Origin of the sequence: Segatella copri (assembly GCF_019249795.2) — a bacterium.
In the GTDB taxonomy this organism is placed as follows: Bacteria; Bacteroidota; Bacteroidia; order Bacteroidales; family Bacteroidaceae; genus Prevotella; species Prevotella copri_B.
The window spans coordinates 450812-476040 of the sequence record NZ_CP156891.1 but is presented as its reverse complement, the minus strand read 5'-3'; the positions used below and the strand labels follow the sequence as shown (position 1 = coordinate 476040).

Sequence of the window (25229 nt, the reverse complement as noted above, 5' to 3'; positions counted from 1 at the left end):
TATGGATTTCAAAAAATCAAAGGCACCAGTAAACACAGTAACTCGCAACATTATGGATCTCTGCGATGATACCCATAACATCTACGAGAGCGTAGCTATCATTGCAAAGCGCGCTAATCAGATTTCTATCGAAATCAAGCAGGAGTTGAGCAAGAAACTTCAGGAGTTTGCTTCTTATAACGATTCTTTGGAGGAAGTTTTTGAGAACCGCGAACAGATTGAAATCTCTCGCTACTACGAGAAGTTGCCAAAGCCAACTTTGCTCGCTACAGAAGAGTTTATTGAGAATAATATTTATTGGCGCGATCCTACCAAGACATCTGCACCAATGGTTCACGAGAGCGAAATTTAATATTCCAGAGCTATATGATACAGCGTAAACAGACATTATTTCTGCTCTTTGCTGTCATCGCCATTGCTATCTGTCTTTTTCTTCCTATCGCCAGCATCGCAGCTAAGACGATGGGAGGAGACACTATGGTTTATAACCTCGGAGTGGTAGGGGAGGCAGGAATGCAGATTTCAACTACTTGCGTTCCTCTGTTCCTTCTGCTCGCCGTTTCAGCCATCATAGCATTGGTAAACATCTTTTTGTACAAGAATCTGAAGCTTCAGAAATCACTCTGTTCACTTGCCATGCTTTTTGCAGGTTTATGGTATGTAGATTATATCGTGATGTTCATGGGCTTGATTCCTGTTCCTGAAGCAGAAGGAACGATGAAGTTTCAGTTTGCCGCTTGCCTTCCTTTGGTAGCAATCATATTCGAATGGATGGCAATGAAAGGTGTGAACGATGACATCAAACTCTTGAGAGCAGCAGACCGAATCAGATAAAAAATGCTAAAAAAGCATTTGAATATCGATAAAAGTTTGCTCAATTCAAATAAAAGTAGTAATTTTGCACCCGCTGTCACGAGATGGCAGCATAAAATTCAAACCTCATTATAAATTAAATTAAAATTAAGATTTAAAAATGGCAACAAAAATCAGATTGCAGCGCGGCGGTCGTAAGAGCTATGCTTTCTACAGCATCGTAATCGCTGACGTTAGAGCACCACGTGATGGTAAATTTACTGAGAAGATTGGTACTTTCAACCCTAACACCAATCCAGCTACTGTAGATTTGAATTTCGAGCGCGCACTCTACTGGGTAGAGACTGGTGCACAGCCAACAGACACAGTTCGCAACATCCTCAAGGGCGAGGGCGTTTACTTGATGAAGCACCTCAAGGGTGGCGTTAAGAAGGGCGCATTCGACGATGCTGAGGCTCAGAAGCGTTTCGACGCTTGGAAGAATAGCAAGGACGCTAAGATTTCTGCTGTTCGCGAGGGCGATGCTAAGGCAAAGAAGGAAGCTGCTGCTAAGGAGCTCGAGGCTGAGAAGAAGATGAACGAGGCAATCGCTAAGAAGGTAGCTGACAAGAAGGCTGCTGCAGCTGCTGCTGAGGCAGAGGCTGCTGAGGAAGCTCCTGCAGAGGAGGCTCCAGCTGAGGCTTAATCTTCGACAGAATCTTCTTTTGAGATTTTAAAGTATAAAGGTTGAATTTCTCTTTCGGGAAATCCAACCTTTTTTTGTTTCTTTTGATTATGGGTGATAAAAAGGAAAACAGTTATTCGCATATTCTGAAATATACAGGATTGTTTGGCAGTGTGCAAGGATTGGGAATTCTTGTAGGAGTTTTGCGCAATAAATTTACGGCGCTCTTCCTCGGACCTTCTGGAATGGGACTGCTGTCTCTTTTCAGCTCTACGATTTCTGTTCTCAGTTCTGCGTGTAATTTCGGCATTCCTACAAGTGGTGTTAAATTTATTTCTGAAAAGGAACATGCTGCAGATGAATCGCAGTCTGAAAAGGCTGATATCGCCGGGGCGGTTCTTCTTGTCCGCACCTATAGTCTTCTTGCTGCATTTTTCGGAGCCATCGTCTGTGTTCTTCTGGGTCCGTTACTCAATGGGTTTACTTTTTCCTGGGGCAATCATACGCTACATTTCATTCTCCTGGCACCAACCATTTTCTTCACGATTCTGGCTGGAGGTGAAACAGCCATTCTGAAAGCTACCGGACAGTTGCGTGCGTTGGCGATGCAGGCAAGTCTTCTGGCTATTCTTCTGCTTTTGGTTTCGGTTCCGGTTTATTGGATATTTGGTGAGAGAGGTATTCTGCCCGTTCTGTTCATTTTGGCATTTATGCAATGGACTCTGAATTTTCGATATTCCCGACGAGTTGTACGGTGGGGCGTAAATATGCGAAAAATGACGCTAGTTGCAGGTTTCCCACTTTTGCGACTTGGCGGGGCATTTGTACTTTCGGGTTTGATGAATAGCGGCTGCGAATTTCTGATTCGTGCCTTTTTGAACCAACAAGGCGATCTGGAAGTTGTCGGACTTTTCAATGCCGGTATAACGATTGTCTTTGTTTATGCTGGAATGGTGTTCTCGGTCATGGATCAGGATTTTTATCCCCGTCTCTCCGGCATTTCGGGTTCTAGAAAAAACGAGGAGTCTGTTAAAGAGCGCAATCTCTGTGTGAACTGCCAGCTTGAAATGAATGTCCTGTTGCTGGGGCCTATCGTTGCAGCTATCATTTTAGGTCTGCCTCTCATTATTCCGATATTATACAATGCCCAGTTTATGGGGATGCTCCAGATGACTCAGCTTGCTGCTGTTGCCATGTTGTTCAAGGCGGTTTATCTTCCGATAGAATATCTCCCGCTGTCAAGGGGAGATTCCAGACTTTTTCTCATTCAGGAAAGTTTTTGTGTTATCTTGCTGATAATCTGCGAAATAGCTGGTTATCAGTTAGATGGATTGAGAGGAGTAGGAGGGGGTATTGCTGTGGCTTATGCCATAGAGACCTTAGCTGTATTGGTTTTCAGCAGAGCCGTTTATGGTTATCGTTTATCTGCTCTTGGTTTCAGATTCTGTATCTTTCAGCTTCTGATTCTGCTCTTGATGTTGTTCCTGGTTTTCATGATCAGTTATCGTGATTGGCTTTACTGGCTGATTGGCGTAATCATTGTACTCATGAGCACATCGTTTAGTTTTAGGAAAATTCGAAAACTGGTTAGATAAAAATAGAAACTCTGTAGGATAAATTATTTTCTCCGAAAGATATAAAAATATCTCCGAAAGATATAAAAATATCTCTCGGAGATATTTTCTTATTCCAGTAGGATAAATAAAGAAAAAAAAGCCTTGAGAATCAGTTGATTCTCAAGGCTTTTATATGTTTTGTATCTCAAAGAAATTACTTCTTGTTGATAGCGAGGTCGATAGCTACAGCGATAGCAACAGTAGCACCTACCATAGGGTTGTTACCCATACCGAGGAAGCCCATCATCTCTACGTGAGCAGGAACTGAAGAAGAACCTGCGAACTGAGCGTCTGAGTGCATACGACCCATAGTATCAGTCATACCGTAAGAAGCAGGACCTGCAGCCATGTTATCTGGGTGCAAAGTACGGCCTGTACCACCACCAGAAGCTACTGAGAAGTATGGCTTACCAGCAGCAATACGCTCCTTCTTGTACGTACCAGCTACTGGGTGCTGGAAACGTGTAGGGTTTGTAGAGTTACCAGTGATTGATACGTCTACATCTTCGCTCCAGTTGATAGCAACACCCTCGCGAACGTCGTCAGCGCCATAGCAGTTAACCTTAGCACGTGGACCGTCGCTGTAAGCGATGCGGTTAACAACCTTCAACTCACCTGTATAGTAGTCGAACTTTGTCTGTACGTATGTGAAACCGTTGATGCGGCTGATAATCTGAGCAGCATCCTTACCAAGACCGTTCAAGATAACGCGCAATGGGTTCTTGCGAACCTTGTTTGCCATCTCAGCAATCTTGATAGCACCCTCAGCAGCAGCGAAAGACTCGTGACCAGCCAAGAAAGCGAAGCACTGAGTCTCCTCACGGAGCAAACGAGCAGCCAAGTTACCGTGACCGAGACCAACCTTACGGTCGTCAGCTACAGAACCAGGGATGCAGAAAGCCTGCAAACCGATACCGATAGCCTCAGCTGCGTCAGCAGCAGTCTTAGCACCTTTCTTGATAGCGATAGCAGCACCAGCTACATACGCCCACTTAGCGTTCTCGAAGCAGATACGCTGAGTATCTTCACACATCTGATAAGGGTCAACACCTGCGTCCTCGCAGATTTGATTAGCCTCTTCCAAGCTCTGAATACCGTTAGCATTAAGAGCAGCAAGAACCTGCTTCTCGCGACGTTCCTGACTTTCGTAACTTACTTTTCTAATCATATCTGTATCTCCTTATTATTCTTTACGTGGATCAATTGCTTTAACAACACCCTGCTCAGCAGTTGTACGACCGTAGCTACCTGTGAACTTCTTGACAGCCTCGTTAGCGTCCATACCGTTCTTGATAGCTTCCATCATCTTGCCGAGGTGAACATACTCATAACCACAAACCTGGCTGTCCTTATCGAGGAACTGCTTTGTGATGTAACCCTCTGTCAACTCGAGGTAACGTGTACCCTTAGCTACAGTACCATAGAGAGTACCAGTCTGTGAACGAAGACCCTTACCCAAGTCCTCAAGACCTGCACCGATAACGAGACCGCCCTCAGAGAAAGCGCTCTGGCTACGACCATAAACAATCTGGAGGAAGAGCTCGCGCATAGCTGTATTGATAGCATCGCATACGAGGTCAGTGTTCAAAGCCTCAAGAATAGTCTTGCCTGGGAGAATCTCAGAAGCCATAGCAGCTGAGTGAGTCATACCAGTACAACCGATAGTCTCAACAAGAGCCTCCTGAATAACGCCTTCCTTGATGTTCAAAGAGAGCTTGCAAGCACCCTGCTGAGGAGCACACCAACCCACACCGTGAGTATAACCAGAGATGTCTTTGATCTCTTTTGCCTGAATCCATTTTCCCTCTTCAGGAATTGGAGCTGGTCCGTGGTTAGGACCCTTAGCGACAACGCACATGTTGTCTACTTCTTTAGAATAGATCATATTCGCTAAATTTTATATTAATGAATATTATAAGTATAAAGTTCTGTACTTAATTCATATTGTTTTGCTGAAACATCGGTGCCATCACCTCAATTCCGAGCACAAAAGTACAAAAAAAATCCGGAAAATACCTAAAAATGGGTATTCTTTTTAACTCTTTAACCTAATATTTAGATTTTTTCTTGGGTTTATGCACAATTTCATGTATCTTTGCAAACTGAAAATTGCAATTTTGTAGATTATGATCGAAGTAAAGATAAACGATGCCAAGCTTCAGCAGGCTGCCGAGGCGGGCATGGATGAATTTGTAAAGGCTTTCGTGGACGCTATCCGCGAAGCGATTGGTGGTGAACTGACTGCCGAAACCATGGCGCAGCTCAACAGCGACCAGATTACTCTTCTGGCTTGGGATATCCTGCATGAGGAGATGATGGATGGCGGAATGGTTCAGCTCATACATAACGGTTACGGTGCTTTCCTCTGGAAGAACCCTACCGACAAGGCGTTTAAAAACTGGGGATTGACAGAACTCGCCAAACTCATCAAGAAGAGTCATTTCCTGTATAAAACAAACCATGAGGAGATTGAGCGCGACCTGACCGATGAGGAGTTTATGGCGCTCTACGAAAAATTTCCTGAGTTTGATGATTTTGACGATGAGTTCGTTGAGAACGAAGAAGAGTGGACCAGCAAGGTTGCCTTCTACATCGATGATCATATTGACAATTTCTGCGAAATTGTCAAAAGTTAATAGTTGGTAGTTAATAGCGGCTTCGCCGTATAGCAGGCTTGCCCTATAAACTATAAACTTTAAGCTATAAACTTATAATACATTATTATATATATATGAACAAGCAAGAACAGGAACTCCGTAAGAAGAGTCCGATACAGATACGCAACAAGAAGGCTTCGTTCGAGTACTTCTTCGTTGATACTTATACCGCAGGCATTGTGCTTACGGGAACAGAGATTAAGTCAATCCGTGGCGGAAAGGCTTCGCTGGTAGATTGTTATTGCGATTTCTATCAGGGCGAACTTTGGGTCAAGGGAATGAACATCTCTCCTTATTTTTATGGTTCTTTCAGCAATCATGAGGCTCGCCGCGACCGCAAGCTTCTTCTCACCAAGCGCGAATTGCGCCGTCTTGAAGAGGACAGCAAGCAGCCTGGTTTCACCATTGTTCCAACCCTCATATTTATCGATAATCACGGTAGAGCCAAGGTGGATATTGCCCTCTGTAAGGGAAAGAAGGAGTATGACAAGCGCCAGACTCTGAAAGAAAAGGAAGACAGAAGAGAGATGGATAGAGCAATCAAGCACTTTTAGACAATGAAGAATTTAAGAGAGATTGTAAAGGAGAAAATTCTGATTCTCGATGGTGCCATGGGTACTGAGATTCAGAAATATAATCTTACAGAAGAAGACTTCAGAGGAGAGCGGTTCCGCGATTTGCCGGGTATGATGAAAGGCAACAACGACATGCTCAACATTACTCGTCCTGATGTGATATCTGATATTTACCGTCGCTACCTGGAGGCTGGTGCCGATATTATTACCGCGAATACTTTTTCGTGCCAGCGCATTTCGCAGGCTGATTATCACCTGGAGAATTGCGCCCGCGAAATGGCATTCGAGGGTGCCCGACTGGCACGTATCGAATGCGATAAGTTTTCTACGCCTGATAAACCACGCTTCGTTGCAGGAGATGTGGGACCAACCAACAAGACTTGCTCCATGAGTCCGGACGTCAGCAATCCTGCCGCCCGCGAGATTACCTACGATGAGCTTTTCACCGATGTATGCGAACAGGTGGACGGACTTATCGAAGGCGGTGCTGACGTGATTCTCATCGAAACCATCTTCGATACACTCAACTGCAAGGCGATGATAGATGCAGCGCTCACCATGATGAAGAAACATGGAGTAGAGTTGCCTGTCATGATCAGTCTTACGGTAAGTGATCTGGCGGGCAGAACGCTCAGCGGTCAGACTGTAGATGCTTTCCTTGCTTCGCTTTCTCCTTATCCTATCTTCTCTGTCGGCATGAACTGCGCCTTTGGTGCTCCTCAGATGAAACCTTTCATCGAACACATGGCTCAGGTTGCACCTTATTATATTAGTGCGCATCCTAATGCCGGTTTGCCTAACGAAATGGGCGAATATGACGAGACAGCCGAATCGATGGCTCCGCAAATAGCCGAATTCATTGATGAAGGCATCGTGAACATCATAGGCGGATGCTGCGGTACAAGTCCTGAATTCATCGCTCATTACGCCCGTATCGCTGAGGGTAAGAAGCCGCATCAAGTGGTGGAGAAACCTAAGTATATGTGGCTCTCGGGATTGGACCTTCTGCAGGTCGATGATTCCGTACATTTGCCGGTTGACGCCAGTCGGTTTGTCAACGTGGGCGAACGCTGTAACGTAGCTGGTAGCAGGAAGTTCCTGCGTTTGATTAACGAAAAGAATTATGAAGAAGCCATCGGTATTGCCAGAAAGCAAGTGGCTGATGGAGCAGCTGTCGTTGACGTGAATATGGACGATGGTTTGCTTGATGCGAAAGCCGAAATGGTTAACTTCCTGAATATGATTGCTGCCGAACCGGACATTGCGAAGGTTCCGGTGATGATCGACTCTTCCAAATGGGACGTCATCGTGGCTGGCTTGAAGTGCTGCCAGGGCAAGTGTATTGTCAATTCCATCAGTTTGAAGGAGGGTGAGGAAGTATTCCTTTCTCATGCCCGCGATGTGTTGCGCTATGGTGCAGCCGTTGTTGTGATGTGTTTTGATGAGGTTGGTCAGGCTACCACTTTCGAGCGCCGCATCGAGATAGCAGAACGTGCTTATCATCTTCTGGTAGACAAGTTGGGCATGAATCCGCTCGATATCATCTTCGACCCGAACGTACTTGCCATAGCTACCGGTATGGAGGAGCATGATAATTATGCCGTTGAGTTCATCCGTGCAACGGAGTGGATTCATCAGAATCTGCCTGGCGCACATGTCAGCGGAGGTGTCAGCAATCTCTCTTTCTCATTCCGTGGCAATACTTACATCCGTGAGGCTATCCATTGTGTTTTCCTGCATCATGCCCAGCAGGTAGGTATGGATTTTGGTATTGTAAATGCCAAAGCCAGAATGGATTACAATAAAATTCCTGAAGAACAGCTTCAGCTCATCGAGGATGTGGTGCTGAATAGGAGAAAAGGTGCTGCAGATGAACTCATCGAGCTTGCGGCAGAGATAAAAGCCCAGGCTGATGCTGCCAAGGCTGCAGCTAAGGCAGGCGGTGTTGCTCCCAAGAAACCGGCTGCTCCTGAATGGCGAAAGGAGAGTGTGGAAGAACGTCTGAAGTATGCGCTGCGCAAGGGAATCACCGATTTCCTGCAGCAGGATATTGACGAAGCACTTGCCAAATATCCTCATGCAGTAAACGTAATTGAGGGTCCTCTGATGGACGGCATGAACTTGGTTGGCGAACTTTTTGGAAAAGGCGAAATGTTCTTGCCGCAGGTTGTCAAGACGGCTCGCACGATGAAATCGGCAGTTTCTATCCTTCAGCCTCATATCGAGGCAGAAAAACAGGGTGGAGCAACAACTGCCGGCAAGATTCTGATGGCAACCGTGAAGGGCGATGTTCATGATATCGGAAAGAACATCGTCTGCGTGGTTATGTCATGTAACAATTACGAAATCATCGACTTAGGTGTGATGGTTCCAGCCGAACAGATTGTACAGAAAGCTATCGATGAAAAAGTAGATGCAATCGGTTTGAGCGGACTTATCACCCCTTCGCTTGAAGAAATGGTTCATGTGGCCAGAGAAATGCAGAAAGCTGGTTTGCGCATTCCTATCATGGTAGGTGGGGCAACGACGAGCGAACTGCATGTGGCTCTGAAGATTGCGCCTGAATATGACGGACCGGTTATCTGGGTGAAGGACGCATCGCTCAATGCCGGAATATGTGCCCGCTTCCTCAACGAGGCTGAATGTCCTAAGTTTGAGGCGGAACTGAAGGAACGCTACGAGAAACTTCGCCAGAACTATCACGAAGAGCAGGCTAAGATAGCCTCGCTCTCAGAGGCTAGAAAGAACAAGCTGGAGCTGTTCTGACAAGATAAAGAATACAACGTTTTTAGGATAATTATATGATTAAAACTGTGATTTTTGATATGGGTGGTGTCATCATCACCCTCGACGAGAATGAGGCAGGCAAACGTTTCATTGAGTTGGGTATGAAGGAGTTTGCGGAGAAGATGGACCCTTATAAGCAGGTTGGCTTAAACGGCCAGCTGGAAGAGGGCAAGATTTCCGAGGAGGAATATCGTCGGGAAGTGAGCAAGAAGATTGGCCGCGAGGTAACCTTCGAGGAACTGCAGCATTGCTGGCTGGGCTACATGAAGGAAATTCCAGAACGCAATCTGGTTACTCTCCGCAATCTTAAGAAGCAGGGCTACCGTGTAATCTTGCTCAGCAATACCAACCCTTATGTATCAGCCTGGGTAGACAGCGAGGCATTCTCTGCCGACGGTCATCCTATCGGCGATTATTTCGATGCGATGTACCGTTCTTATGAGGCAAAGTATATGAAGCCGGATGAGAATTTCTTCCGTTATGTCCTTTCTCAGGAGCAGATCATGCCAGAGGAGTGTCTGTTTATTGATGATGGTCCCCGTAACTGCTGTGCAGCCTCTGAACTGGGACTGTTTACTTATTGTCCGCAGAATGGCGAAGACTGGTGCGATAAGATTTACGAGCATTTGAAGTAATTATTTGTGGTGATTATTTGCACTAAAATGCAAATAATTGCCATTTTATTTTGTGCTCTGCAATAAAAAATGTACTTTTGCAGTCGCAAATATTAAATACATAATACAATGATTAAGAAGAAAAGATGGCATTGCTTGCCAGGTCAGCCTCTTACAGAGCTCGACAAGCAGGTAATGTTTTGGGAAAACAAGGGTAAACTTGTTCCTACCCGTGACTTGATTAAAACTCCAGAACAGATAGAAGGCATCCGCAAGAGTGGTGTCGTAAACACCGGTTGTCTTGATGCGGTAGCCGAGATGATCCGTCCGGGAATCAACACCCAGGAGATTGATGATCTCTGCATGCAGTATTGTAAGGATCATAATGCCATTCCTGCGTGTCTCAATTACGAAGGCTATCCTAAGAGCGTTTGTACCTCTATCAACGAAGTGGTTTGCCATGGTATTCCTAAGGAAGAGGATGTGCTCGAAGAGGGCGATATCATCAATGTGGACATGACAACCATCGTAGATGGCTATTATGCTGACGCCAGCCGTATGTTCATCGTTGGCGGCAAGACTACTCCTGAAAAGGAGCAGCTGGTTCGCGTAGCCAAGGAATGCCTGGAAATCGGTATGGAGGTTGCCAAGCCATACTCGTTCGTAGGTGATATCGGTCATGCTATCGAGAAGCATTGCAAGAAGTATGGTTATGGTGTGGTTCGCGATCTTTGCGGTCATGGCGTAGGTTGCCAGTTCCATGAAGAGCCTGAGGTTCTTCACTATGGTCATAGAGGCACTGGCATGCTGCTCGTTCCGGGCATGGTATTCACCATCGAGCCAATGATCAACATGGGCACCTGGCAGGTTTTCCTCGATGCGGACGATCCATACGGATGGGAAGTAATCACTGGCGATGAGAAACCATCTGCGCAGTGGGAGCACACGCTTGTGATGACAGAGACAGGTGTGGAGGTTTTGACATATTAACGTTAAATGTTAAGAAATGAAGTATATATATATATTAGGTATAGAGAGCAGCTGCGACGATACCTCTGCAGCAGTGCTCAAGAATGGTGTGCTGCTGAGCAATGTAACCGCCTCTCAGGAGGTTCACAAGGCTTATGGCGGTGTTGTTCCGGAGTTGGCTTCCCGTGCCCACCAGCAGAATGTGGTTCCTGTCGTTGACCAGGCCATCGCGCGTGCCGGCATCAAGAAGGAAGATCTTTCAGCCGTAGCCTTCACCCGTGGTCCGGGTCTGATGGGCTCGCTCCTTGTGGGTGTAAGTTTTGCTAAGGGATTCGCCCGTTCGCTCAATATTCCGATGATTGATGTAAACCATCTGCAGGGTCATGTGATGGCTCATTTCATCAAGGAGAGCGATGATGACCAGAGTGCACCTCCATTCCCGTTCATCTGTCTTCTCGTGAGCGGTGGAAATTCGCAGATTGTAAAGGTGAATGCCTACAACGATATGGAAGTGCTGGGACAGACCATCGACGATGCGGCTGGCGAGGCTATTGACAAGTGCGCCAAGGTACTGGAGTGGGGGTATCCTGGTGGTCCTGTCGTAGACAAGTATGCACGCCAGGGCAATCCGAAGGCATTCAGTTTCTCTGAGCCTCATATTCCGGGTTTGAATTACAGTTTCTCCGGCTTCAAGACAAGTTTCCTCTACAGCTTGCGCAAATGGGTGGCTGCTGATCCTGATTTTGTTGAGAAGAACAAGTACGATCTGGCTGCCAGCATAGAGTTTACCATCGTTGATATTCTGATGAAGAAGCTCCGCATGGCTGTCAAGCAGACCGGCATCAAGCATGTGGCTGTAGCTGGAGGTGTGAGTGCCAATAATGGTTTGCGCAACGCTTTCCACGATCATGCCAAGCGCTTCGGCTGGACTATCTACATCCCTAAGTTCAGCTATACTACCGATAATGCGGCGATGATAGGCTGCGTGGGAACCTTCAAGTATCGTGATGGTGAGTTTGCAACCATCGACTTGCCAGCCTATAGTAAAGTAACATTTAAGTAATTAACAAAACAAGATGGAATTTGAAACAAAGATATTGAGCAAGGGCATCCAGGAGATGCTTTACAATAGTGACAAGACAGTAGGCACAGCAGAGAGCTGCACAGGCGGTCGTATCGCCGAGGCGCTGATTTCTGTGCCAGGTGCCAGCAATTACTTCAAGGGTGGTGTAATAAGCTACACCAACGAGGTAAAGGAGAATCTTTTGGGCGTGAGCCATGAGGTCCTGGAGGAGCAGACTGCCGTTTGCGAGGAAGTGGCAAGGGAGATGGTGCTTGGCACAATCAAGACCCTGAATGTAGACTTCGCCATTTCAGCAACGGGTGTGGCTGGTCCAACGGGTGGAACTCCAGCCATTCCTGTGGGCACAATCTATGTAGGTTATGGCGATAAGAACGATGTTCGCGTGGTAAAACTCACCGAAGATTTCGGACGCGACATCAACCTTGCAATTGCCACAAATACAGCGCTTAAAGGCATGCTCGAATTCTTGAAAGAACATACTGAAGAACTTAAAAAAGAGGCTTAAATTGCTAATTTAAGGCTATCAAATATTAATAATCCTTAAAAGACAGCGTTCTTTTAGGGATTATTTTGTTATTACCAAATTATTTTGTAATTTTGCACTCTGTTTGGAATAGGTATCAATTAACGAATTACAAAATTAAAGATAGAAATGTCTAAGATTTGTCAAATTACAGGTAAGAAGGCACAGTTAGGTTGCAATGTGTCTCACTCAAAGCACCGTACAAAGAGAAGCTTTGATGTTAACCTCTTCAGCAAGAAATTCTACTATGTAGAAGAGGGTTGCTGGATCAGCCTCAAGATCAGTGCTGCTGGTCTTCGTCTTATTAATAAGGTAGGTCTCGATGCTGCTTTGAATCAGGCAGTAAAGAAGGGCTACGTAGATTGGAAGGACATTAAAGTTATAGGAGAATAAATATCATGGCAAAGAAAGCAAAAGGTAATAGAGTACAGGTTATCCTCGAGTGCACTGAACACAAGAACAGTGGTATGCCAGGTACAAGCCGTTACGTGACTACAAAGAATCGTAAGAACACTCCTGAGCGTCTTGAGTTGATGAAGTACAACCCAATCCTTAAGAAGATGACTCTTCACAAGGAGATTAAGTAAGCTTAGCTTACAAGTTTAATAATTTTATCAATTTAAATAGACTATGGCAAAGAAAGCGGTCGCTACCCTCCACGAAGGTAACATGGATGGTCGCGCATATACAAAGGTTATCAAGATGGTTAAGAGCCCTAAGACTGGTGCATACGTTTTCGATGAGAAGATGGTACCAAACGAGGCTGTTAAGGATTTCTTCAAGGATTAATTTCCTTGCAGATGATGCATCGTTGAATTTAGATTACATCAAAATTCAAATATAAAGATAAAGGTCGCTACCCAATTAGGGGAGCGACCTTTTTTTTCGTGTGTCGGTGCTGGGGGGTAACTCCCCACATCTATTCTATTAGCCGTAGCTTACTCCAGTCCATCGCCGCCGTCAGGAGCGGTAGTGCCGCTGTCGCCGCCGCTAGGGGTAGAGCCGCCGCTAGGGGTAGAGCTGCCGCCTCCGTCGTTGTCCTTGCCGTCGCCCGGCACAGAGCCCTCGTCGGTAGTGTTGCCGTAGGTGTCATACTCCTCTATGCGGCATTTCTTGCGCAGTTCAGCGTTGCTCCAAGTCTTGGTGTTACGCACGATGAGGTGTACGCCCTCCACGCTCGCTGCCGATACCTTGTCCTTGGTATCCTCGGCACGTGATGTCATACCGATGGAGAAGAGACCCAGGTCGGAGAGACGTACGCTCTTGCCATCGAGGATGAGCTCCTGCAGGCAGTCGAGCGTATCCATCAATACGCCGTGTACGGTGCCTCGGCTGTAAGGAGAGTTGTGCTCCGAGATGTGAGTTACAAACTCCTCGAAGTTCATCTCACGGTCAGTTACAGCAGTTGCGTAATACATCTGCTTGTTCTTGTTAGGTCCGCTCTGAGGAGTGCGAGTTACTTTACGATACTTCAATGTTCCTTTTGTTGCCATAGTTCTTTTTGTTTTAAAGTGATTGAAAAATAGTTTATACCCCCATGCATGATGTTACTCCGAGGGTAGTGCCGAGCGCCGTCAAGATTGTGAGTACAATCTGAAAAATCTGTTTCCAAGTTTCTTTCTTCATAATTTTCTAGTTTTTTTAGTGATTAATAATGTTCTTGATTACAGGTGCAAAGGTACTACATTTTTTCTACACCACCAAAAATCACCTTGCAGAGTTATGTGAAATTCCATTAACATTTCTGCCATATTGTGTTAAAAATACTAACTCGCTCTAAATTGGACTTTGATTGAAAATCAAGAAGTTGGGCGTTTGCCTATATTATATAGGTAACAATATGGAAACGAGCGGACTTCTGCTCGTTTCTGTATTTTGCAATATGCAAAGAACGCCTTAATTCGGGGACAAAGATACGATATTTTTCTAAATCTCGCATAGCTTACAAGGAGAAAAACTTGGAAATTAGAACTTTTTACGTTAAAATCCATATTTGACAAGCAGATTTTGAAGAAAATATTTGGAGTTTCCAATAAAAAAGAGTATTGTTTGCAGCAACAAATCCCACCACGCCTCTCAACGATGCGTACCACGGTGGGACTTCGCTTTTTATAAAGGGTATATGGATTACGACAAACAACCGATAAACGTAGATGAACAGGTTGCCTTGCTCCAGAACAGAGGGCTGGTGATAGAAGAGAGAGCCTGCGTAATAGGCAAACTGGAGAACGAATGCGTAAAGGCATTCCTCGACCACGAGGAAGAGATTCTTGCCGGCACCTTCGAGGGAGCCCTCATCGACCACATCTCGGAGCACGAGCGCAATGCCTACATCACCTGCACCCAGGTTTCGAGAAAGAAGATTTATGCCAGCAAGCCCGTTCTCGACATCGAGCTTTCGGGTTACAAGATCATGACTACGCTGATGGAGGTATTCATCGATGCCGCCGTCAACCCGTCCCGTTTCTACTCCAAGCAGCTTCTGCGCCGGGTAAGCAGCCAGTACGATATCGAGAACGAAAGTCTGGAAGAGCGAATCATGGCAGTATTGGATTACATCAGCGGCATGACGGATATCTATGCCTTAGATATTTATCAGAAGATCAACGGAATAAGTCTGCCGATAGTATAGAAACAAAACAGGCGTTTCTTATATTTTTGCGTAAAAGAGTGTTAAATAAAGAAAGATAATAGGAAGAAGAATGCAATAATGGGGGGAGAATAATGTTTAATAAATAGAGGATGGGCAAAGCGCCTATCATCTATAACTCATAAAAACAACAGTTTATGAAAGCAAAGATTTACTTTTTGGCAATGGCTTTCGTCGCTCTCTTGATGGTAGGGTGTAGCGATGATGATGGTATTCAACTCACACAGGATGAAATCATTGGTGATATTAACACAGGCAAACAAGTGGGTATCAAGGGCAATAGCCTTGTCATATATACCACCCAGGGTGCCCGCGTGAATGTGCAAGGAGCCAAGGGCAAGATTTCGGCACAGTCTTCTGATGAGAAAGTAGTCACTGTAACTTGCATCCATGAGACGGGGCAGTATGGTAAGGATGAGCGTATTAGCTTGTCTGCTATCGCTGTGGGAAAGGCTATTGTTACAGTGACTGATGAAGATGGTAATGAGGCAAAACTTGCCGTGGAAGTCAAGGATGTTGAGACGTTATGGAAGACTACACAAGTATTTAGTGGTTATCAAAAATATTGTAAGGTGGAGGGTGTTTCCAAGGAAGATTCTTTGGTGATAGCATCGGATGCGATAGCAAGTAAGCCTTATGAAGCTGTTAAATTCAAGAGTCGTGGTGATGTATTTACAGTATCCCGAATCCAGTTCCTTGCTGGTGGAAAGGTGTTGGTGGATGGGTATTATACTACTACGTATAATGAAGATCACAGTATACTTTATTTCGAGGTTGGAGATGGTAAAGGCGGAACTTTGGAGAATTTCTATTTGAAACCAAAAGAAGGCTCGCTTTTCTTCTGGGATTTGACAGATAAATATAAGGAAGCTTATCCGCAGGTAACAAAGGTGGAGTTAGTTTGGGCAGCTGCTCAGCATTTTTAAGTTTTCTTCATATTAAAAGGGTCGCTTCAAAACTCATTCTCTTATTCGCTTTCGGGTGCTTTAGGGCTTTATGTTAAAGTTTCCATCACAGCTAAACTTTCTGGAAAGAAAACGGCAGCAGACATTGATGGAAACTTCACAATTGAAGTGGAGCCAAAAGATACAATCACCATAAAGTTCATTGGTATGCAAGACAGAATCATCAAACTCTCTGAAATGAATTTCGAAAAACTCAATGTCATCACTTTGACAGAAAGTGGAGGACTCATGGGTGAAATTGTTGTTATCAAAAAAGGACATAAGCATAAAAAAAAATAAACTATGGCAAGAGGACGTTATATTTGCAACACTCTCAAAGCTATCCGCAAGCAGATAGCGGATGCAAATGGGATTGACTATTCACCCGAAGAATGTCATTTCAATGGTGAATGCAAGGGAACTTGTCCGAAATGTGAGCAAGATGTGAGAGATTTGGAGCATGAGTTGCGACGTAGACAGACCGCAGGAAAGGCTATCAAGGTTGCAGGTATTGCAGCAGGACTTGTCGCCATGGCGGCTTGTTCTGATGGGAAACCACAAGGAAACGACAAAGATACACTTACAAGATTGTCGACAACCTTGCATGAAGACTCAATAGACCCAACAATGTACAACGGTGAAATCGACCGCACAAAGCCTATCAAAAACGTGACCGTCAAGAAATTCATGCCGCTGAAAGAGGACAGCAAGCCATCTAAGAAGAACAAGCGAGCCAAGACCGCCGTTGTCCAATCCGCCATCGCCACAGACTCAACCAATAACAGCAAAATATTTGATAATGTTGATGAGGAAGCGTCATTTCCTGGTGGCATAGCGGCGTGTATGAAATATATTGCAGACAATTTTCGTTATCCAAACATACAGGGCGATTGCAGCATACAAGGAAAAATTGTCGTTAGTTTCATTGTCAATGAAGATGGAAATCTAAATGACATCAAAGTGAAGAAAAGCGTCTATTCTGACCTTGACAAAGAAGCCGTCCGGGTGGTGAAAAGTATGCCAAAGTGGATTTCTGCCAAGCAAAACGGCAAGGCGGTGAAATCAAAATACACGCTTCCTGTCTACATCCACGTGCAGTAACTATAAAAAAGGAAAAATCATGGCAACAAGAGGACGCAACATTTGCAACACGCTCAAGGCCATCCGCAAGCAGATCGCGGATGCCAACGGAATCAGTTATTCACCCGAAGAATGCCACTTTAAGGGCGAATGCAAGGGCACTTGCCCGAAATGCGAGCAAGACGTGAGGGACTTAGAACACGAACTGCACCTCCGACAGATGGCAGGGAAAGCCATCAAGGTCGCAGGAGTGGCTTTGGGCATCACCGCCCTCACCGCATCCGCCACATCGTGCGCCACGCAGAAGGGATATTACAAATCGACACCGCCTAAGTCTGAAAAGGTTATCCCTATCCAGTTCCAAAAATACACCACCAACGACATCGCCCTACTCCAAGCGAAAGATTCTCTCAGCAAGAAAGGAATGCTCTTCGTTCAAGGGCATATCATTAGCGACGAGGACAATGAGCCGCTTATTGGAGCCTCCGTCATCGCTAAACTTTCGGGAAAGTATGCAATAACTGATGTCAATGGAAACTTCACTCTCGAGGTGGAGCAAGGCGACACGATAACCGTGCAATACATCGGCTTCATAGACCGAAGCATCAAACTATCTGAAATGAGCCGAGACAAGCTCAATATTATCACTCTAATATTCAACGAAAGTGCCTTAGGGGAAGTCGTGGCTGGAATCGTTCCCGAAGTCAGAATTAGAGGAACGGCTCCCGTCATCAAAAGAGAAGATACTTTCGAAGAGGCTTCATACCCAGGCGGTTCGACTGCATTGACGCAATACATCAAGACCAACCTTCAATATCCAAAAGAATGTCGGGAAGGCGCGCCAATAGGCAGAGTCATCCTTGGTTTCACCGTCAACAAGGACGGAAGTTTGAGCAACATCAAGGTGGAGAAAAGTCTTGTCCCTATCCTCGACGAGGAAGCCATCCGAGTGCTGAAAAGCATGCCGAAATGGACTCCTGCCAAGAAAAACGGAAAGGTGGTGAAATCACATGCCACCGTTCCTTTCACATTTAAAGTAGAATAACATGAAGACCGCCCCACTCATTTGCATCGACCGCCACCGCCTCACGATAGACGGCGAGGGCGTCACCACGCTTGTGGCATTCCACGGTTGTCCGCTTCGTTGCAAATACTGTCTCAATCCCCAATGCCTTGATGCTGACGGCGTATGGCAGGAGGTGGATACAGAACTGCTGATGGCGAACGTGGAGATGGACAACCTCTACTTCTTAGCTACAGGAGGCGGCATCTGTTTTGGTGGAGGTGAACCGCTTCTGTGGAGTTCATTCATAAAGGAGTTTTGTGAACTATGCCCAGAGGGATGGCACTTTACGATGGAGACGAGTCTAAACGTACCTCGCCATCACTTGGAAAAAGTCACCCCATACATAGACTCCTTTATCATCGACATCAAGGACATGAATCCTGCCATCTATCAAGCCTACACAGGTAAGCCCAACCGGCAAGTTATCGACAACCTTGTCTGGCTCAACACTCATGCCAAACATAAAGACAAGATCATCCTTCGTCTCCCCATAATCCCCAAGTTCAATACCGAAGATGACAGGAAACACAGTCGCCAAGTCTTAATAGAATTAGGATATGAGAATTTTGATGAATTTGAATATGTTATTAGAAACAAATAAACAGTTTTAATTATATGTCCCAATGAAATGGATTTGAATGTAAATTCCATCTCATTGGGGTGTTGGATAAAAATTATTGGTAATTTTTAATAGTACGTTTTATGCTATTAGACTCTCTGCGAAGTTCATTAGCTACACTGTCTTTGTATGCAGCCATCCGTACCATTTCATTGTATTTGAGAACAGAATCTTCGTAAGCTGCAACACGATTTTTGACATAGTCTATGACATTTTCGTCTCTGTTTACAGAGAAGTGCTTCTCTATATATAAGATGTTTGGGTCATCAGCAGACAGAACCATCTTCAAAGCTCTATACTTCAAGTCTGCCTCCTCCCAATCTTGGTGCTCTCGCCATTGGGTGAGGTTGCCCCAAATGGAGAGAACGAGAGATAGAGCCAAGCCGCCAATGAAAAGAAGAACATACTTTGATGTAGGCTCGAAGCGATGGGTGACAAGTTTCTTCTGAGGTGAATTGTTCATCACTTCAAGTTTGTCTTGCAATGCCTTCGAGGAAACATCATTCTCTTGTCTCATCTGCTTGACAGCATCAACCAAGAGCTTGCTTCGCTGCTCATTTTTGCCGAGTTCAGCCTTGATAAGGTCAACAAAAACAACAATGGCATCTCTTAATTTGGATATTTTACCTCTGACTTCCTCTTCCTTGCCAAACATAGCAATGATTGATTTCTCCAACTTGGTTGTGTCATTACTTGCAGGAACGGTTTCCGCTCCTGCGTACTTTGGTGAAGCAGAAAGTTCATCGACTTTTTGCTCCAATCTCTCAACTACCTCAGTTCGGGATAAGAAATAGTGCCTAAAAAAGTTGGTAATCTCCGATATTTTTTGTATCTTTGTAGTTGAAATCCAATTAGTTACAAACATAAAAAGATATCATTATGGAGATTACCAAGGACAAAGTTACAGAATTATTTTGTATTATTGATGAATTTTACAAAGTTTTTGATGCTGAAAATGCAGGAAAATTGCTTTTGGGTGAAGATGGAGTAAAGCGCAGACGACGTAAAGCCTCTTTATCTGATAGTGAAATCATGACGATTTTGCTGTATTTCCATTTCGGCTCGTTCCGAAACTTCAAGCATTATTACCTATTCTTTATTAGAGGAACTTTGAAGTCATATTTTCCAAATGCGGTGTCTTATAACCGTTTTGTAGAACTTGAAAGTCGCGTATTCTTCCCTCTCATGTTCTTCCTGAATCTCCGTGCTTTTGGCAGATGTACAGGTATAACCTTTGTTGATTCAACCATGATACCAATATGCCACAATCTCAGGCGTTATGCCAACAAAGTGTTCAAAGGCATTGCCACAAACGGAAAGGGAACAATGGGATGGTGTCATGGGTTCAAGCTACATCTGGCTTGTAATGATAGAGGTGAGATAATTGCTTTTGTTCTCACTGGTGCAAACGTTAGCGACAAAGATCCAACGGTATTCGATGTGTTGGCTAAACGTCTGTATGGTAAGCTGTTTGCAGATAAAGGATATATCTCGCAAAAACTCTTCGATTCGCTTTTTGAGGAAGGCATCCAGTTGGTAACAGGACTGAGAGTGAACATGAAGAACAAACTAATGCCGTTCTATGACAAGATGATGCTACGCAAAAGATACATCATTGAAACGATTAATGACCTGTTGAAAAATACGGCTCAGATAGTACATTCACGTCACAGGTCTGTTGCGAATTTCATCATAAATATTATTTCTGCATTAGGGGCATACTGTTTCTTTGACAACAAGCCCAAGGCACTTACTGGATACGTTATCGAAGATACGAAACAGCTTAGTCTTTTCTAACATTGCATATTTTACATGAGGATTTTGTCTCAGCAACCATCCAAGATATATAGATGGTTGCCAAGCCTCTGTGTCCCTTATATAAAAACATTATAAAGCCTTTAGATAGAGCTCGTTATCCCGAACTGAGGTCTCAACTGTGCCGTAGATGGCTTCTAACATTTCTTCTTTCATCTTTCTTATGTTGTTTGAATGGTTTGTAACTTGCATCAAAGGCTAAAGCCTCTTCTGCGTTTCTTCTTTTTCTTCTTGGATGATTCATCCTCTGGGAATTGCTCAAAGGTCTGTGCATTGGCAGAAGCAAAAAGTCCAATGGAAGAAATACCGTCCCAAGGGTCCTGGCTGCTCTCCGATATGGATGGCACCTGCTCATTCTTGCGACAGCCCTGCTCATATTGCTGAGCAGAGCTGGCTCTTGCTGATAAAAGGTTCTCCGTTCCCTCAAATCTCGCATTCAGTTTGCCAAAGCTGTATTCTCGGCTAATCTGCGTACCCTTGAAGCTATATCCATCCTTGCTGAAACGGATGCCTTGTACCTTGGTTTGCTCCTTATCCATATAGACAAACTCCAAGTGAACACCTCGCTTTGCAAGTTCATTCTTGAACTTCTGCCAACTATCAGCGCCTTTCAAGGCATCCTTGACGGCATTGTGAATCTCGTATTTGGCACGCTCAGCATTGCGTAACTTGCGAGTATTAGTATTGCTCTTGTCCGTTCCGTAGGTCAGTCCATACTTGGATTTTAGAGCCTTGGTCACCTGCTCATTACGCCTGTAATCGTGGGCGTCTGATATGAGTTTGCCCTCATTGTTGATGCGGTTATATACGATATGGCAATGTGGATTGTCCGTGTTGTGATGCCTTACGATGATGAATTGGGTATCGGTGATGCCCATCATTTGCATGTATTCAAGGGCTATCTTAGCCATGAATTCATCCGTTAACCGTGGCTTGTCCCCGGGCTTGAAGCTCAAAGCTATGTGCCCTACAGGCTTCTTAATCCTTGGATTCAGTTGCCTTTGTAGCTCGAAACTTTGCGTTATCTCGGCATTCGTACCGAGCAACACGCCATCTGAGGCGATGATTTTCGCCTCGTCCTTGCCTGTAACATAGCGGATGCAACCACCAAATGAGCTGCCCTTCTTTAGCTTGCCTATCATGGTGTATCCTCCCTTCTGTTCATTCTGCTTTGATTCGGTTTGGAATTTCCTTGCCGATACTCGATAAGGACGGTTTTCAATCTTCTCAACAAGTCCACCACATACACATGAGTTTCATGGAAACCTCTCTGATGCGACAGCTTGGTAAGTTGGTTGAGATTGTTAGCCATACCGATGAGGTTCTTGGCAATGGCAACCGTCTCTGTGTTGTGTCCGCTCACCACCTCGCCGTTCAAGGCGGACTCTCGGATATACTCCGCCAACTTGCGGTTGGCTTTTCTCGCCCTCAGTCTCAATGCCTCGTAGCTTGGCTTCGAGAACTTCACCGTGACAGACTTCGACAGTTTGCGAACCCTGCCCGTAGGCGGTCTTCCGCCCTTTCTCTTGTCTTGTTCCTGTACGTTTGTCATTAGATACACTGTTTACAGTTGGTACACTCACTTTCTGCGACCGTTGGGAGCAAAATTCCTCCGCCCTCATGGTGGAGCGAGGCGTTTTGGGGTTCCCAAAACATAACCTCGCTCCCTCTCAGAACACGTTAGTTGGAACTACAGCCTTTCAGCTATCCACGTCCAAGGTCGCAGACCTTAATTCTCACAATTTGCGCCAAGCCTCGAAGTCCTCTTCATAAAGGCTTAGGTGGTGGCGCACGATGTTCTCGATGATGCCCGATACGCTCATGCGTCTCCCTCCGAGGATGCGGACGACACGATCAAGACGGTCTCGTACATCGGAACTGACGAAGACTGGCTTGCGGTCGTCAATCCTTGGAACTTGGAGGAAGGTCTGCTGATACTCCTCCAATGTCGCCTTGCGCTGCTTGCCACTGATGCGCTTCAGCGGATTCGGTGGCGATTGAGCCTCGTTCGTTGATGTTTCCTCTCTATAGGGAGTTGTTGCAGCAACTTTCTCTACAATTGCTCTCAACTCTGGGTTCTCTACATCATCATAGAGAGAATCACAACTACTTGGATTGGCTTTGTTGCCATACGTGGATGGTTTAACAAAATCCAAATACTCTTTTTCCATCAGCTCCTTTTGCTCAGGAGCCAAGACTGCATCTTTTGTTCTTGCCATAGCTTATGCTGTTTATTTGTTAGTATAGTGGTCACGGTTTGCACCATTGACCGATTGTCGGGTGCAAAGTAAGTGTACTGAGTGCAGCCATGCAACTGATTGGATGTAACGTGGCAATTTAGTTGTGGCTTGCTTATTTGCATACCGAGATAGTTGTGAGAACTTCAACGTATTTCTCAACTCATCATTGTTCATGTATTCGTTGCAGTCGTGCAAGTTTTTCTTGTTGTTTTTGGCGTTGAAGTCGGCAAACCCCGGCAACATACTGCCACAGAAATTGAAAACGCTTGTTTTTAGATTGCCGTGCCTTATCTTTGCACTCACAAGCGTGGAGCACAGCATATGCGTGGAGCTTTGCGACATATAACATAGTATTAACTTAGAAAAAAGAAAAGTATGGGATTCATCGTATTCGAGGAAGAGGCATTCAACTATCTTGATGCCCAGTTGGAGAACTTCGTGAAGCGCATGGACAGAATCCGTGAGCGCAGTGAGGACAAGACCATGAACAAGTGGCTCGACACGCAGGACGTGTGTCAGACGCTCAACATCTGCCCACGGACAGTGCAGACGCTTCGGGACAACGGAACTTTGGCTTATACGCAAATCAGCCACAAGACCTACTACAAGCCGGAGGACGTGATGGCTATCATAGCAGTAGTGGAGGACAAGAAAAAGGACATGCGTTTTCGCAAGCGCACAGGTTAGGCTGTCAATATACAACAGCCACTTTATCCAATGCAGCAAGTAAAACGAGTAACGTAAGTATCAACAATAAAACGAGACAACTATGAGCAATGAAGTAATGACAAGAAACAGCGAGTGGATGAACCACATCGTGAACCACCTCAACCGAATGGTTGACAATTTTGAACGTGCCGTGATGAACTACCGCCCCATGCTTGACGGTGAGCGCTTCATGACGGACAAGGAGCTTTGTGCCAGACTGCAACTGAGCCGAAGAACCCTGCAGGACTACCGAAACAACGGTGTCATCCCGTATATCCAGCTTGGCGGAAAGATACTCTACCGCGAGTCCGACATTCAGAAGATTCTGATGGCTAACTATCGTGAGGCGTACAGAATGAAGGGCTTGTAGGAGAAATACATGTCCTTGATGAGTGGGGTGAAATGAACAAGGCGACAACGTATAACTTACCGAGCGTGGTTGTTATAGGTTGTCGCCTCGTTTTATTGGCTATACCGAGTTGTTCGTGTTTGCCGGGTATCATTTGTGTTACCTGTATAAATCTAATACCATGCTAAAACACACTGCGGTGGTTCGCCCAAGTGGCTGGAGGCGCAAAGCCTCCAAGGAACGTTGCTTTATGGCAGGTCTATGCCATTGGATTTTTGTTTCTTTCTCGCTTGGCAATAAGCTTATCCATGTCATTTGAAATCTTCTGCTCCGTCACCTGCGCATAGACCTGTGTGCTTGTGATGTCTGCGTGTCCCATCATCTTGGCTATGCTGCCGATGGGAATGTCCTCGTTGAGCATCAAGACTCCGAATGTATGGCGGCTGGCGTGGAATCCCAACTTATTGCTTATGCCAAGCACCATTCCAAGGGTATGCACATCAAGATAGATGTCTTTCTTCTCACCCAGTGGAAAAACAGGCTTGCTGTCGTCCGTGGTATTGTAGAGCGAAAGAATCTTCTCGACTATCGGATGGAGTGGCACGAAGAACTCCACGCCTGTCTTCTCTCTTTCCTTGCGGATGAACTTCCTACCCTCGGAGTTCTCACTGATATGGTGAGGATACAGTTTCTTTACATCTATATAGGATAAGGAGGTGAGCGAGGCAAAAATGAAACATCTGCGTGCAAGCTCCGTTCGCTCGTCAGCCATCGGGGTAGAGAGCATCTTGATGAAGTCTGCCTTGCTGATATGGGTCATCTTCGGGGCTGCCTTCTTCTCATACCCTATCTTGGCTATGGGATTGAAGCGGATAATGCTCCTGTCCACTGCCTTGTACATCAACATGTTCAGCCAGAGAAGGCAATGGTTCACGTAGCTGTCGATACGTCCCTGGTCTCGTTTCAGGAATAGTTTGTATTCCTCCCCGAAATTCTCGTCTATGTCCTCAAAGGCGATGTCGTCCTTATCCAACGAATGGACAAAGTCTCTCAGGTTCTTCTGCCATGTCCGCTTGTGCAGAAAGGTTTGTCTGGCTTTTGAGGTTCGATACCATTCCACGATGGTATCACCAAAGTTCAGCAAGAACCTTCCTGTCGTGTCCTTGTCCTTCAACACAGCCTTCAGCATTTCCACGGTGATGATGCCGTTGGTGGTAAGAAGTAAGTTGTATTTATCCTTGACCTCAGCAAGGAAACTTGCCAATCGTCCGTTGTCCCTTGCGTTCCGTACCTCTCCATTCTTGGCGTTCCACTCCTGTGGGGTACAGGATATGCCTGTAGAAATGGCTGCACTTTTGCCGTCAACGGTGATGCGGCAAAGTATGTTGGCTGTTCCGTCTGCCTTCACCTTCTGTCTGTTGATGTAAGGCAAAATTGAAAATGTACTTCTGCTCAT

31 protein-coding genes and 1 pseudogene are annotated in these 25229 nt (G+C 45.4%); 23 read left to right on the top strand and 9 right to left on the bottom strand.

The window, feature by feature from the left end; genetic code table 11:
- Position 1 precedes the first annotated feature (1 nt).
- From KUA48_RS02305 to KUA48_RS02290, 4 genes are all read left to right on the top strand, one after another.
- Positions 2-352: a DNA-directed RNA polymerase subunit omega gene (locus KUA48_RS02305; protein ID WP_006849031.1), complete on the top strand. Its 351-nt coding sequence runs from the start codon at positions 2-4 to the stop codon at positions 350-352.
- A 14-nt stretch (positions 353-366) separates the two neighbouring features.
- Entirely contained in the window at positions 367-834 is a 468-nt protein-coding gene (locus KUA48_RS02300) for a DUF4293 domain-containing protein (RefSeq protein WP_006849032.1), read from the top strand.
- Positions 835-973: 139 nt separating this feature from the next.
- A complete protein-coding gene (locus KUA48_RS02295) occupies positions 974-1498 on the top strand; it encodes a 30S ribosomal protein S16 (protein ID WP_153089198.1) in 525 nt (174 codons plus the stop codon).
- A gap of 89 nt (positions 1499-1587) precedes the next feature.
- The gene (locus KUA48_RS02290) at positions 1588-3072 is read left to right on the top strand and encodes a hypothetical protein (protein WP_218432252.1); all 1485 of its coding nucleotides are present in this window, start codon (positions 1588-1590) and stop codon (positions 3070-3072) included.
- Between the two features lie 175 nt (positions 3073-3247).
- Here the strand turns inward: KUA48_RS02290 and KUA48_RS02285 are convergent, their stop codons facing one another.
- Positions 3248-4261, bottom strand: a complete 1014-nt coding sequence (locus KUA48_RS02285) for a GGGtGRT protein (RefSeq protein WP_089543362.1) — start codon at positions 4259-4261, stop codon at positions 3248-3250.
- A gap of 15 nt (positions 4262-4276) precedes the next feature.
- Positions 4277-4978 carry an iron-sulfur cluster assembly scaffold protein gene (locus tag KUA48_RS02280; protein ID WP_006849036.1) on the bottom strand — a complete coding sequence of 234 codons (702 nt, stop codon included), beginning with the start codon at positions 4976-4978 and terminating at the stop codon, positions 4277-4279.
- Positions 4979-5219: 241 nt separating this feature from the next.
- Here KUA48_RS02280 and KUA48_RS02275 point away from each other — a divergent pair, with 241 nt between their 5' ends.
- From KUA48_RS02275 to KUA48_RS02230, 10 genes are all read left to right on the top strand, one after another.
- Complete coding sequence (locus KUA48_RS02275; RefSeq protein ID WP_118253326.1) at positions 5220-5729, top strand: DMP19 family protein; 510 nt, start codon at positions 5220-5222, stop codon at positions 5727-5729.
- A gap of 95 nt (positions 5730-5824) precedes the next feature.
- The gene (gene smpB, locus KUA48_RS02270) at positions 5825-6304 is read left to right on the top strand and encodes an SsrA-binding protein SmpB (protein WP_006849038.1); all 480 of its coding nucleotides are present in this window, start codon (positions 5825-5827) and stop codon (positions 6302-6304) included.
- A 3-nt stretch (positions 6305-6307) separates the two neighbouring features.
- Positions 6308-9091 carry a methionine synthase gene (metH, locus tag KUA48_RS02265; RefSeq protein ID WP_218432253.1) on the top strand — a complete coding sequence of 928 codons (2784 nt, stop codon included), beginning with the start codon at positions 6308-6310 and terminating at the stop codon, positions 9089-9091.
- Between the two features lie 35 nt (positions 9092-9126).
- Positions 9127-9747, top strand: a complete 621-nt coding sequence (locus KUA48_RS02260) for an HAD family phosphatase (RefSeq protein ID WP_218432255.1) — start codon at positions 9127-9129, stop codon at positions 9745-9747.
- 108 nt (positions 9748-9855) lie between these two features.
- Positions 9856-10716, top strand: coding sequence for a type I methionyl aminopeptidase (gene map / locus KUA48_RS02255; protein WP_006849041.1), 861 nt, complete (start codon positions 9856-9858; stop codon positions 10714-10716).
- 16 nt (positions 10717-10732) lie between these two features.
- The gene (tsaD, locus tag KUA48_RS02250) at positions 10733-11758 is read left to right on the top strand and encodes a tRNA (adenosine(37)-N6)-threonylcarbamoyltransferase complex transferase subunit TsaD (protein WP_218432258.1); all 1026 of its coding nucleotides are present in this window, start codon (positions 10733-10735) and stop codon (positions 11756-11758) included.
- A gap of 13 nt (positions 11759-11771) precedes the next feature.
- Entirely contained in the window at positions 11772-12284 is a 513-nt protein-coding gene (locus KUA48_RS02245) for a CinA family protein (protein ID WP_218432259.1), read from the top strand.
- A 147-nt stretch (positions 12285-12431) separates the two neighbouring features.
- Positions 12432-12695, top strand: coding sequence for a 50S ribosomal protein L28 (rpmB, locus tag KUA48_RS02240; RefSeq protein WP_006849044.1), 264 nt, complete (start codon positions 12432-12434; stop codon positions 12693-12695).
- Between the two features lie 5 nt (positions 12696-12700).
- Positions 12701-12889 carry a 50S ribosomal protein L33 gene (rpmG, locus tag KUA48_RS02235; RefSeq protein WP_006849045.1) on the top strand — a complete coding sequence of 63 codons (189 nt, stop codon included), beginning with the start codon at positions 12701-12703 and terminating at the stop codon, positions 12887-12889.
- Between the two features lie 43 nt (positions 12890-12932).
- Positions 12933-13091, top strand: coding sequence for a DUF4295 domain-containing protein (locus KUA48_RS02230; protein WP_006849046.1), 159 nt, complete (start codon positions 12933-12935; stop codon positions 13089-13091).
- A 149-nt stretch (positions 13092-13240) separates the two neighbouring features.
- Here KUA48_RS02230 and KUA48_RS02225 read toward each other — a convergent pair whose 3' ends face one another.
- Positions 13241-13795: an HU family DNA-binding protein gene (locus KUA48_RS02225; RefSeq protein ID WP_218432262.1), complete on the bottom strand. Its 555-nt coding sequence runs from the start codon at positions 13793-13795 to the stop codon at positions 13241-13243.
- A gap of 34 nt (positions 13796-13829) precedes the next feature.
- A complete protein-coding gene (locus KUA48_RS02220) occupies positions 13830-13928 on the bottom strand; it encodes a smalltalk protein (RefSeq protein ID WP_153080643.1) in 99 nt (32 codons plus the stop codon).
- Between the two features lie 562 nt (positions 13929-14490).
- Between KUA48_RS02220 and KUA48_RS02215 the strand changes: the two are divergent.
- From KUA48_RS02215 to KUA48_RS02190, 6 genes and pseudogenes are all read left to right on the top strand, one after another.
- A pseudogene (locus KUA48_RS02215) lies at positions 14491-14934 on the top strand (dehydrogenase); the annotation flags it as partial.
- 155 nt (positions 14935-15089) lie between these two features.
- Positions 15090-15878, top strand: a complete 789-nt coding sequence (locus KUA48_RS02210) for a hypothetical protein (RefSeq protein ID WP_142990668.1) — start codon at positions 15090-15092, stop codon at positions 15876-15878.
- A gap of 186 nt (positions 15879-16064) precedes the next feature.
- The gene (locus tag KUA48_RS02205; RefSeq protein WP_256624418.1) at positions 16065-16196 is read left to right on the top strand and encodes a hypothetical protein; all 132 of its coding nucleotides are present in this window, start codon (positions 16065-16067) and stop codon (positions 16194-16196) included.
- 3 nt (positions 16197-16199) lie between these two features.
- On the top strand, positions 16200-16997 hold the full coding sequence (locus tag KUA48_RS02200) for an energy transducer TonB (RefSeq protein ID WP_256624419.1): 798 nt from the start codon (positions 16200-16202) through the stop codon (positions 16995-16997).
- Positions 16998-17016: 19 nt separating this feature from the next.
- The gene (locus KUA48_RS02195; RefSeq protein ID WP_117664330.1) at positions 17017-18021 is read left to right on the top strand and encodes an energy transducer TonB; all 1005 of its coding nucleotides are present in this window, start codon (positions 17017-17019) and stop codon (positions 18019-18021) included.
- A gap of 1 nt (position 18022) precedes the next feature.
- Positions 18023-18643 carry a radical SAM protein gene (locus tag KUA48_RS02190; RefSeq protein WP_094881917.1) on the top strand — a complete coding sequence of 207 codons (621 nt, stop codon included), beginning with the start codon at positions 18023-18025 and terminating at the stop codon, positions 18641-18643.
- A 73-nt stretch (positions 18644-18716) separates the two neighbouring features.
- On the opposite strand, the gene KUA48_RS02185 is transcribed toward KUA48_RS02190, so the two are convergent.
- Positions 18717-19475 (bottom strand): hypothetical protein, encoded by a 759-nt coding sequence (locus tag KUA48_RS02185; protein WP_218432281.1) that lies wholly within the window; start codon positions 19473-19475, stop codon positions 18717-18719.
- Between the two features lie 65 nt (positions 19476-19540).
- Between KUA48_RS02185 and KUA48_RS02180 the strand changes: the two genes are divergently transcribed.
- Positions 19541-20458, top strand: coding sequence for an IS982 family transposase (locus KUA48_RS02180; RefSeq protein ID WP_118142112.1), 918 nt, complete (start codon positions 19541-19543; stop codon positions 20456-20458).
- Between the two features lie 209 nt (positions 20459-20667).
- Here the strand turns inward: KUA48_RS02180 and KUA48_RS02175 are convergent, their stop codons facing one another.
- From KUA48_RS02175 to KUA48_RS02165, 3 genes are all read right to left on the bottom strand, one after another.
- Positions 20668-21618 carry a relaxase/mobilization nuclease domain-containing protein gene (locus KUA48_RS02175; RefSeq protein WP_218433794.1) on the bottom strand — a complete coding sequence of 317 codons (951 nt, stop codon included), beginning with the start codon at positions 21616-21618 and terminating at the stop codon, positions 20668-20670.
- On the bottom strand, positions 21615-22028 hold the full coding sequence (locus KUA48_RS02170; protein WP_218433793.1) for a plasmid mobilization relaxosome protein MobC: 414 nt from the start codon (positions 22026-22028) through the stop codon (positions 21615-21617). Before KUA48_RS02170 ends, KUA48_RS02175 begins: the two co-directional genes overlap by 4 nt.
- Positions 22029-22212: 184 nt before the next feature.
- A complete protein-coding gene (locus KUA48_RS02165; RefSeq protein ID WP_218433792.1) occupies positions 22213-22695 on the bottom strand; it encodes a DUF3408 domain-containing protein in 483 nt (160 codons plus the stop codon).
- A 396-nt stretch (positions 22696-23091) separates the two neighbouring features.
- Here KUA48_RS02165 and KUA48_RS02160 point away from each other — a divergent pair, with 396 nt between their 5' ends.
- Together KUA48_RS02160 and KUA48_RS02155 are read left to right on the top strand one after the other, a co-directional pair.
- The gene (locus KUA48_RS02160; protein ID WP_117572623.1) at positions 23092-23403 is read left to right on the top strand and encodes a helix-turn-helix domain-containing protein; all 312 of its coding nucleotides are present in this window, start codon (positions 23092-23094) and stop codon (positions 23401-23403) included.
- An 82-nt stretch (positions 23404-23485) separates the two neighbouring features.
- Positions 23486-23794 (top strand): helix-turn-helix domain-containing protein, encoded by a 309-nt coding sequence (locus KUA48_RS02155; protein WP_025066990.1) that lies wholly within the window; start codon positions 23486-23488, stop codon positions 23792-23794.
- Positions 23795-24032: 238 nt separating this feature from the next.
- On the opposite strand, the gene KUA48_RS02150 is transcribed toward KUA48_RS02155, so the two are convergent.
- Positions 24033-25229, bottom strand: coding sequence for a tyrosine-type recombinase/integrase (locus tag KUA48_RS02150; RefSeq protein ID WP_369503311.1), 1197 nt, complete (start codon positions 25227-25229; stop codon positions 24033-24035).

What these genes read in the sequence shown, in the direction of transcription:
- KUA48_RS02305 (WP_006849031.1), top strand. Translation starts at nt 2, where the DNA reads ATGGATTTCAAAAAATCAAAGGCACCAGTAAACACAGTAACTCGCAAC.
- KUA48_RS02300 (WP_006849032.1), top strand. Translation starts at nt 367, where the DNA reads ATGATACAGCGTAAACAGACATTATTTCTGCTCTTTGCTGTCATCGCC.
- KUA48_RS02295 (WP_153089198.1), top strand. Translation starts at nt 974, where the DNA reads ATGGCAACAAAAATCAGATTGCAGCGCGGCGGTCGTAAGAGCTATGCT.
- KUA48_RS02290 (WP_218432252.1), top strand. Translation starts at nt 1,588, where the DNA reads ATGGGTGATAAAAAGGAAAACAGTTATTCGCATATTCTGAAATATACA.
- KUA48_RS02285 (WP_089543362.1), bottom strand. Translation starts at nt 4,261, where the DNA reads ATGATTAGAAAAGTAAGTTACGAAAGTCAGGAACGTCGCGAGAAGCAG.
- KUA48_RS02280 (WP_006849036.1), bottom strand. Translation starts at nt 4,978, where the DNA reads ATGATCTATTCTAAAGAAGTAGACAACATGTGCGTTGTCGCTAAGGGT.
- KUA48_RS02275 (WP_118253326.1), top strand. Translation starts at nt 5,220, where the DNA reads ATGATCGAAGTAAAGATAAACGATGCCAAGCTTCAGCAGGCTGCCGAG.
- smpB (WP_006849038.1), top strand. Translation starts at nt 5,825, where the DNA reads ATGAACAAGCAAGAACAGGAACTCCGTAAGAAGAGTCCGATACAGATA.
- metH (WP_218432253.1), top strand. Translation starts at nt 6,308, where the DNA reads ATGAAGAATTTAAGAGAGATTGTAAAGGAGAAAATTCTGATTCTCGAT.
- KUA48_RS02260 (WP_218432255.1), top strand. Translation starts at nt 9,127, where the DNA reads ATGATTAAAACTGTGATTTTTGATATGGGTGGTGTCATCATCACCCTC.
- map (WP_006849041.1), top strand. Translation starts at nt 9,856, where the DNA reads ATGATTAAGAAGAAAAGATGGCATTGCTTGCCAGGTCAGCCTCTTACA.
- tsaD (WP_218432258.1), top strand. Translation starts at nt 10,733, where the DNA reads ATGAAGTATATATATATATTAGGTATAGAGAGCAGCTGCGACGATACC.
- KUA48_RS02245 (WP_218432259.1), top strand. Translation starts at nt 11,772, where the DNA reads ATGGAATTTGAAACAAAGATATTGAGCAAGGGCATCCAGGAGATGCTT.
- rpmB (WP_006849044.1), top strand. Translation starts at nt 12,432, where the DNA reads ATGTCTAAGATTTGTCAAATTACAGGTAAGAAGGCACAGTTAGGTTGC.
- rpmG (WP_006849045.1), top strand. Translation starts at nt 12,701, where the DNA reads ATGGCAAAGAAAGCAAAAGGTAATAGAGTACAGGTTATCCTCGAGTGC.
- KUA48_RS02230 (WP_006849046.1), top strand. Translation starts at nt 12,933, where the DNA reads ATGGCAAAGAAAGCGGTCGCTACCCTCCACGAAGGTAACATGGATGGT.
- KUA48_RS02225 (WP_218432262.1), bottom strand. Translation starts at nt 13,795, where the DNA reads ATGGCAACAAAAGGAACATTGAAGTATCGTAAAGTAACTCGCACTCCT.
- KUA48_RS02220 (WP_153080643.1), bottom strand. Translation starts at nt 13,928, where the DNA reads ATGAAGAAAGAAACTTGGAAACAGATTTTTCAGATTGTACTCACAATC.
- KUA48_RS02210 (WP_142990668.1), top strand. Translation starts at nt 15,090, where the DNA reads ATGAAAGCAAAGATTTACTTTTTGGCAATGGCTTTCGTCGCTCTCTTG.
- KUA48_RS02205 (WP_256624418.1), top strand. Translation starts at nt 16,065, where the DNA reads ATGCAAGACAGAATCATCAAACTCTCTGAAATGAATTTCGAAAAACTC.
- KUA48_RS02200 (WP_256624419.1), top strand. Translation starts at nt 16,200, where the DNA reads ATGGCAAGAGGACGTTATATTTGCAACACTCTCAAAGCTATCCGCAAG.
- KUA48_RS02195 (WP_117664330.1), top strand. Translation starts at nt 17,017, where the DNA reads ATGGCAACAAGAGGACGCAACATTTGCAACACGCTCAAGGCCATCCGC.
- KUA48_RS02190 (WP_094881917.1), top strand. Translation starts at nt 18,023, where the DNA reads ATGAAGACCGCCCCACTCATTTGCATCGACCGCCACCGCCTCACGATA.
- KUA48_RS02180 (WP_118142112.1), top strand. Translation starts at nt 19,541, where the DNA reads ATGGAGATTACCAAGGACAAAGTTACAGAATTATTTTGTATTATTGAT.
- KUA48_RS02175 (WP_218433794.1), bottom strand. Translation starts at nt 21,618, where the DNA reads ATGATAGGCAAGCTAAAGAAGGGCAGCTCATTTGGTGGTTGCATCCGC.
- KUA48_RS02170 (WP_218433793.1), bottom strand. Translation starts at nt 22,028, where the DNA reads ATGACAAACGTACAGGAACAAGACAAGAGAAAGGGCGGAAGACCGCCT.
- KUA48_RS02165 (WP_218433792.1), bottom strand. Translation starts at nt 22,695, where the DNA reads ATGGCAAGAACAAAAGATGCAGTCTTGGCTCCTGAGCAAAAGGAGCTG.
- KUA48_RS02160 (WP_117572623.1), top strand. Translation starts at nt 23,092, where the DNA reads ATGGGATTCATCGTATTCGAGGAAGAGGCATTCAACTATCTTGATGCC.
- KUA48_RS02155 (WP_025066990.1), top strand. Translation starts at nt 23,486, where the DNA reads ATGAGCAATGAAGTAATGACAAGAAACAGCGAGTGGATGAACCACATC.
- KUA48_RS02150 (WP_369503311.1), bottom strand. Translation starts at nt 25,229, where the DNA reads ATGAGCAGAAGTACATTTTCAATTTTGCCTTACATCAACAGACAGAAG.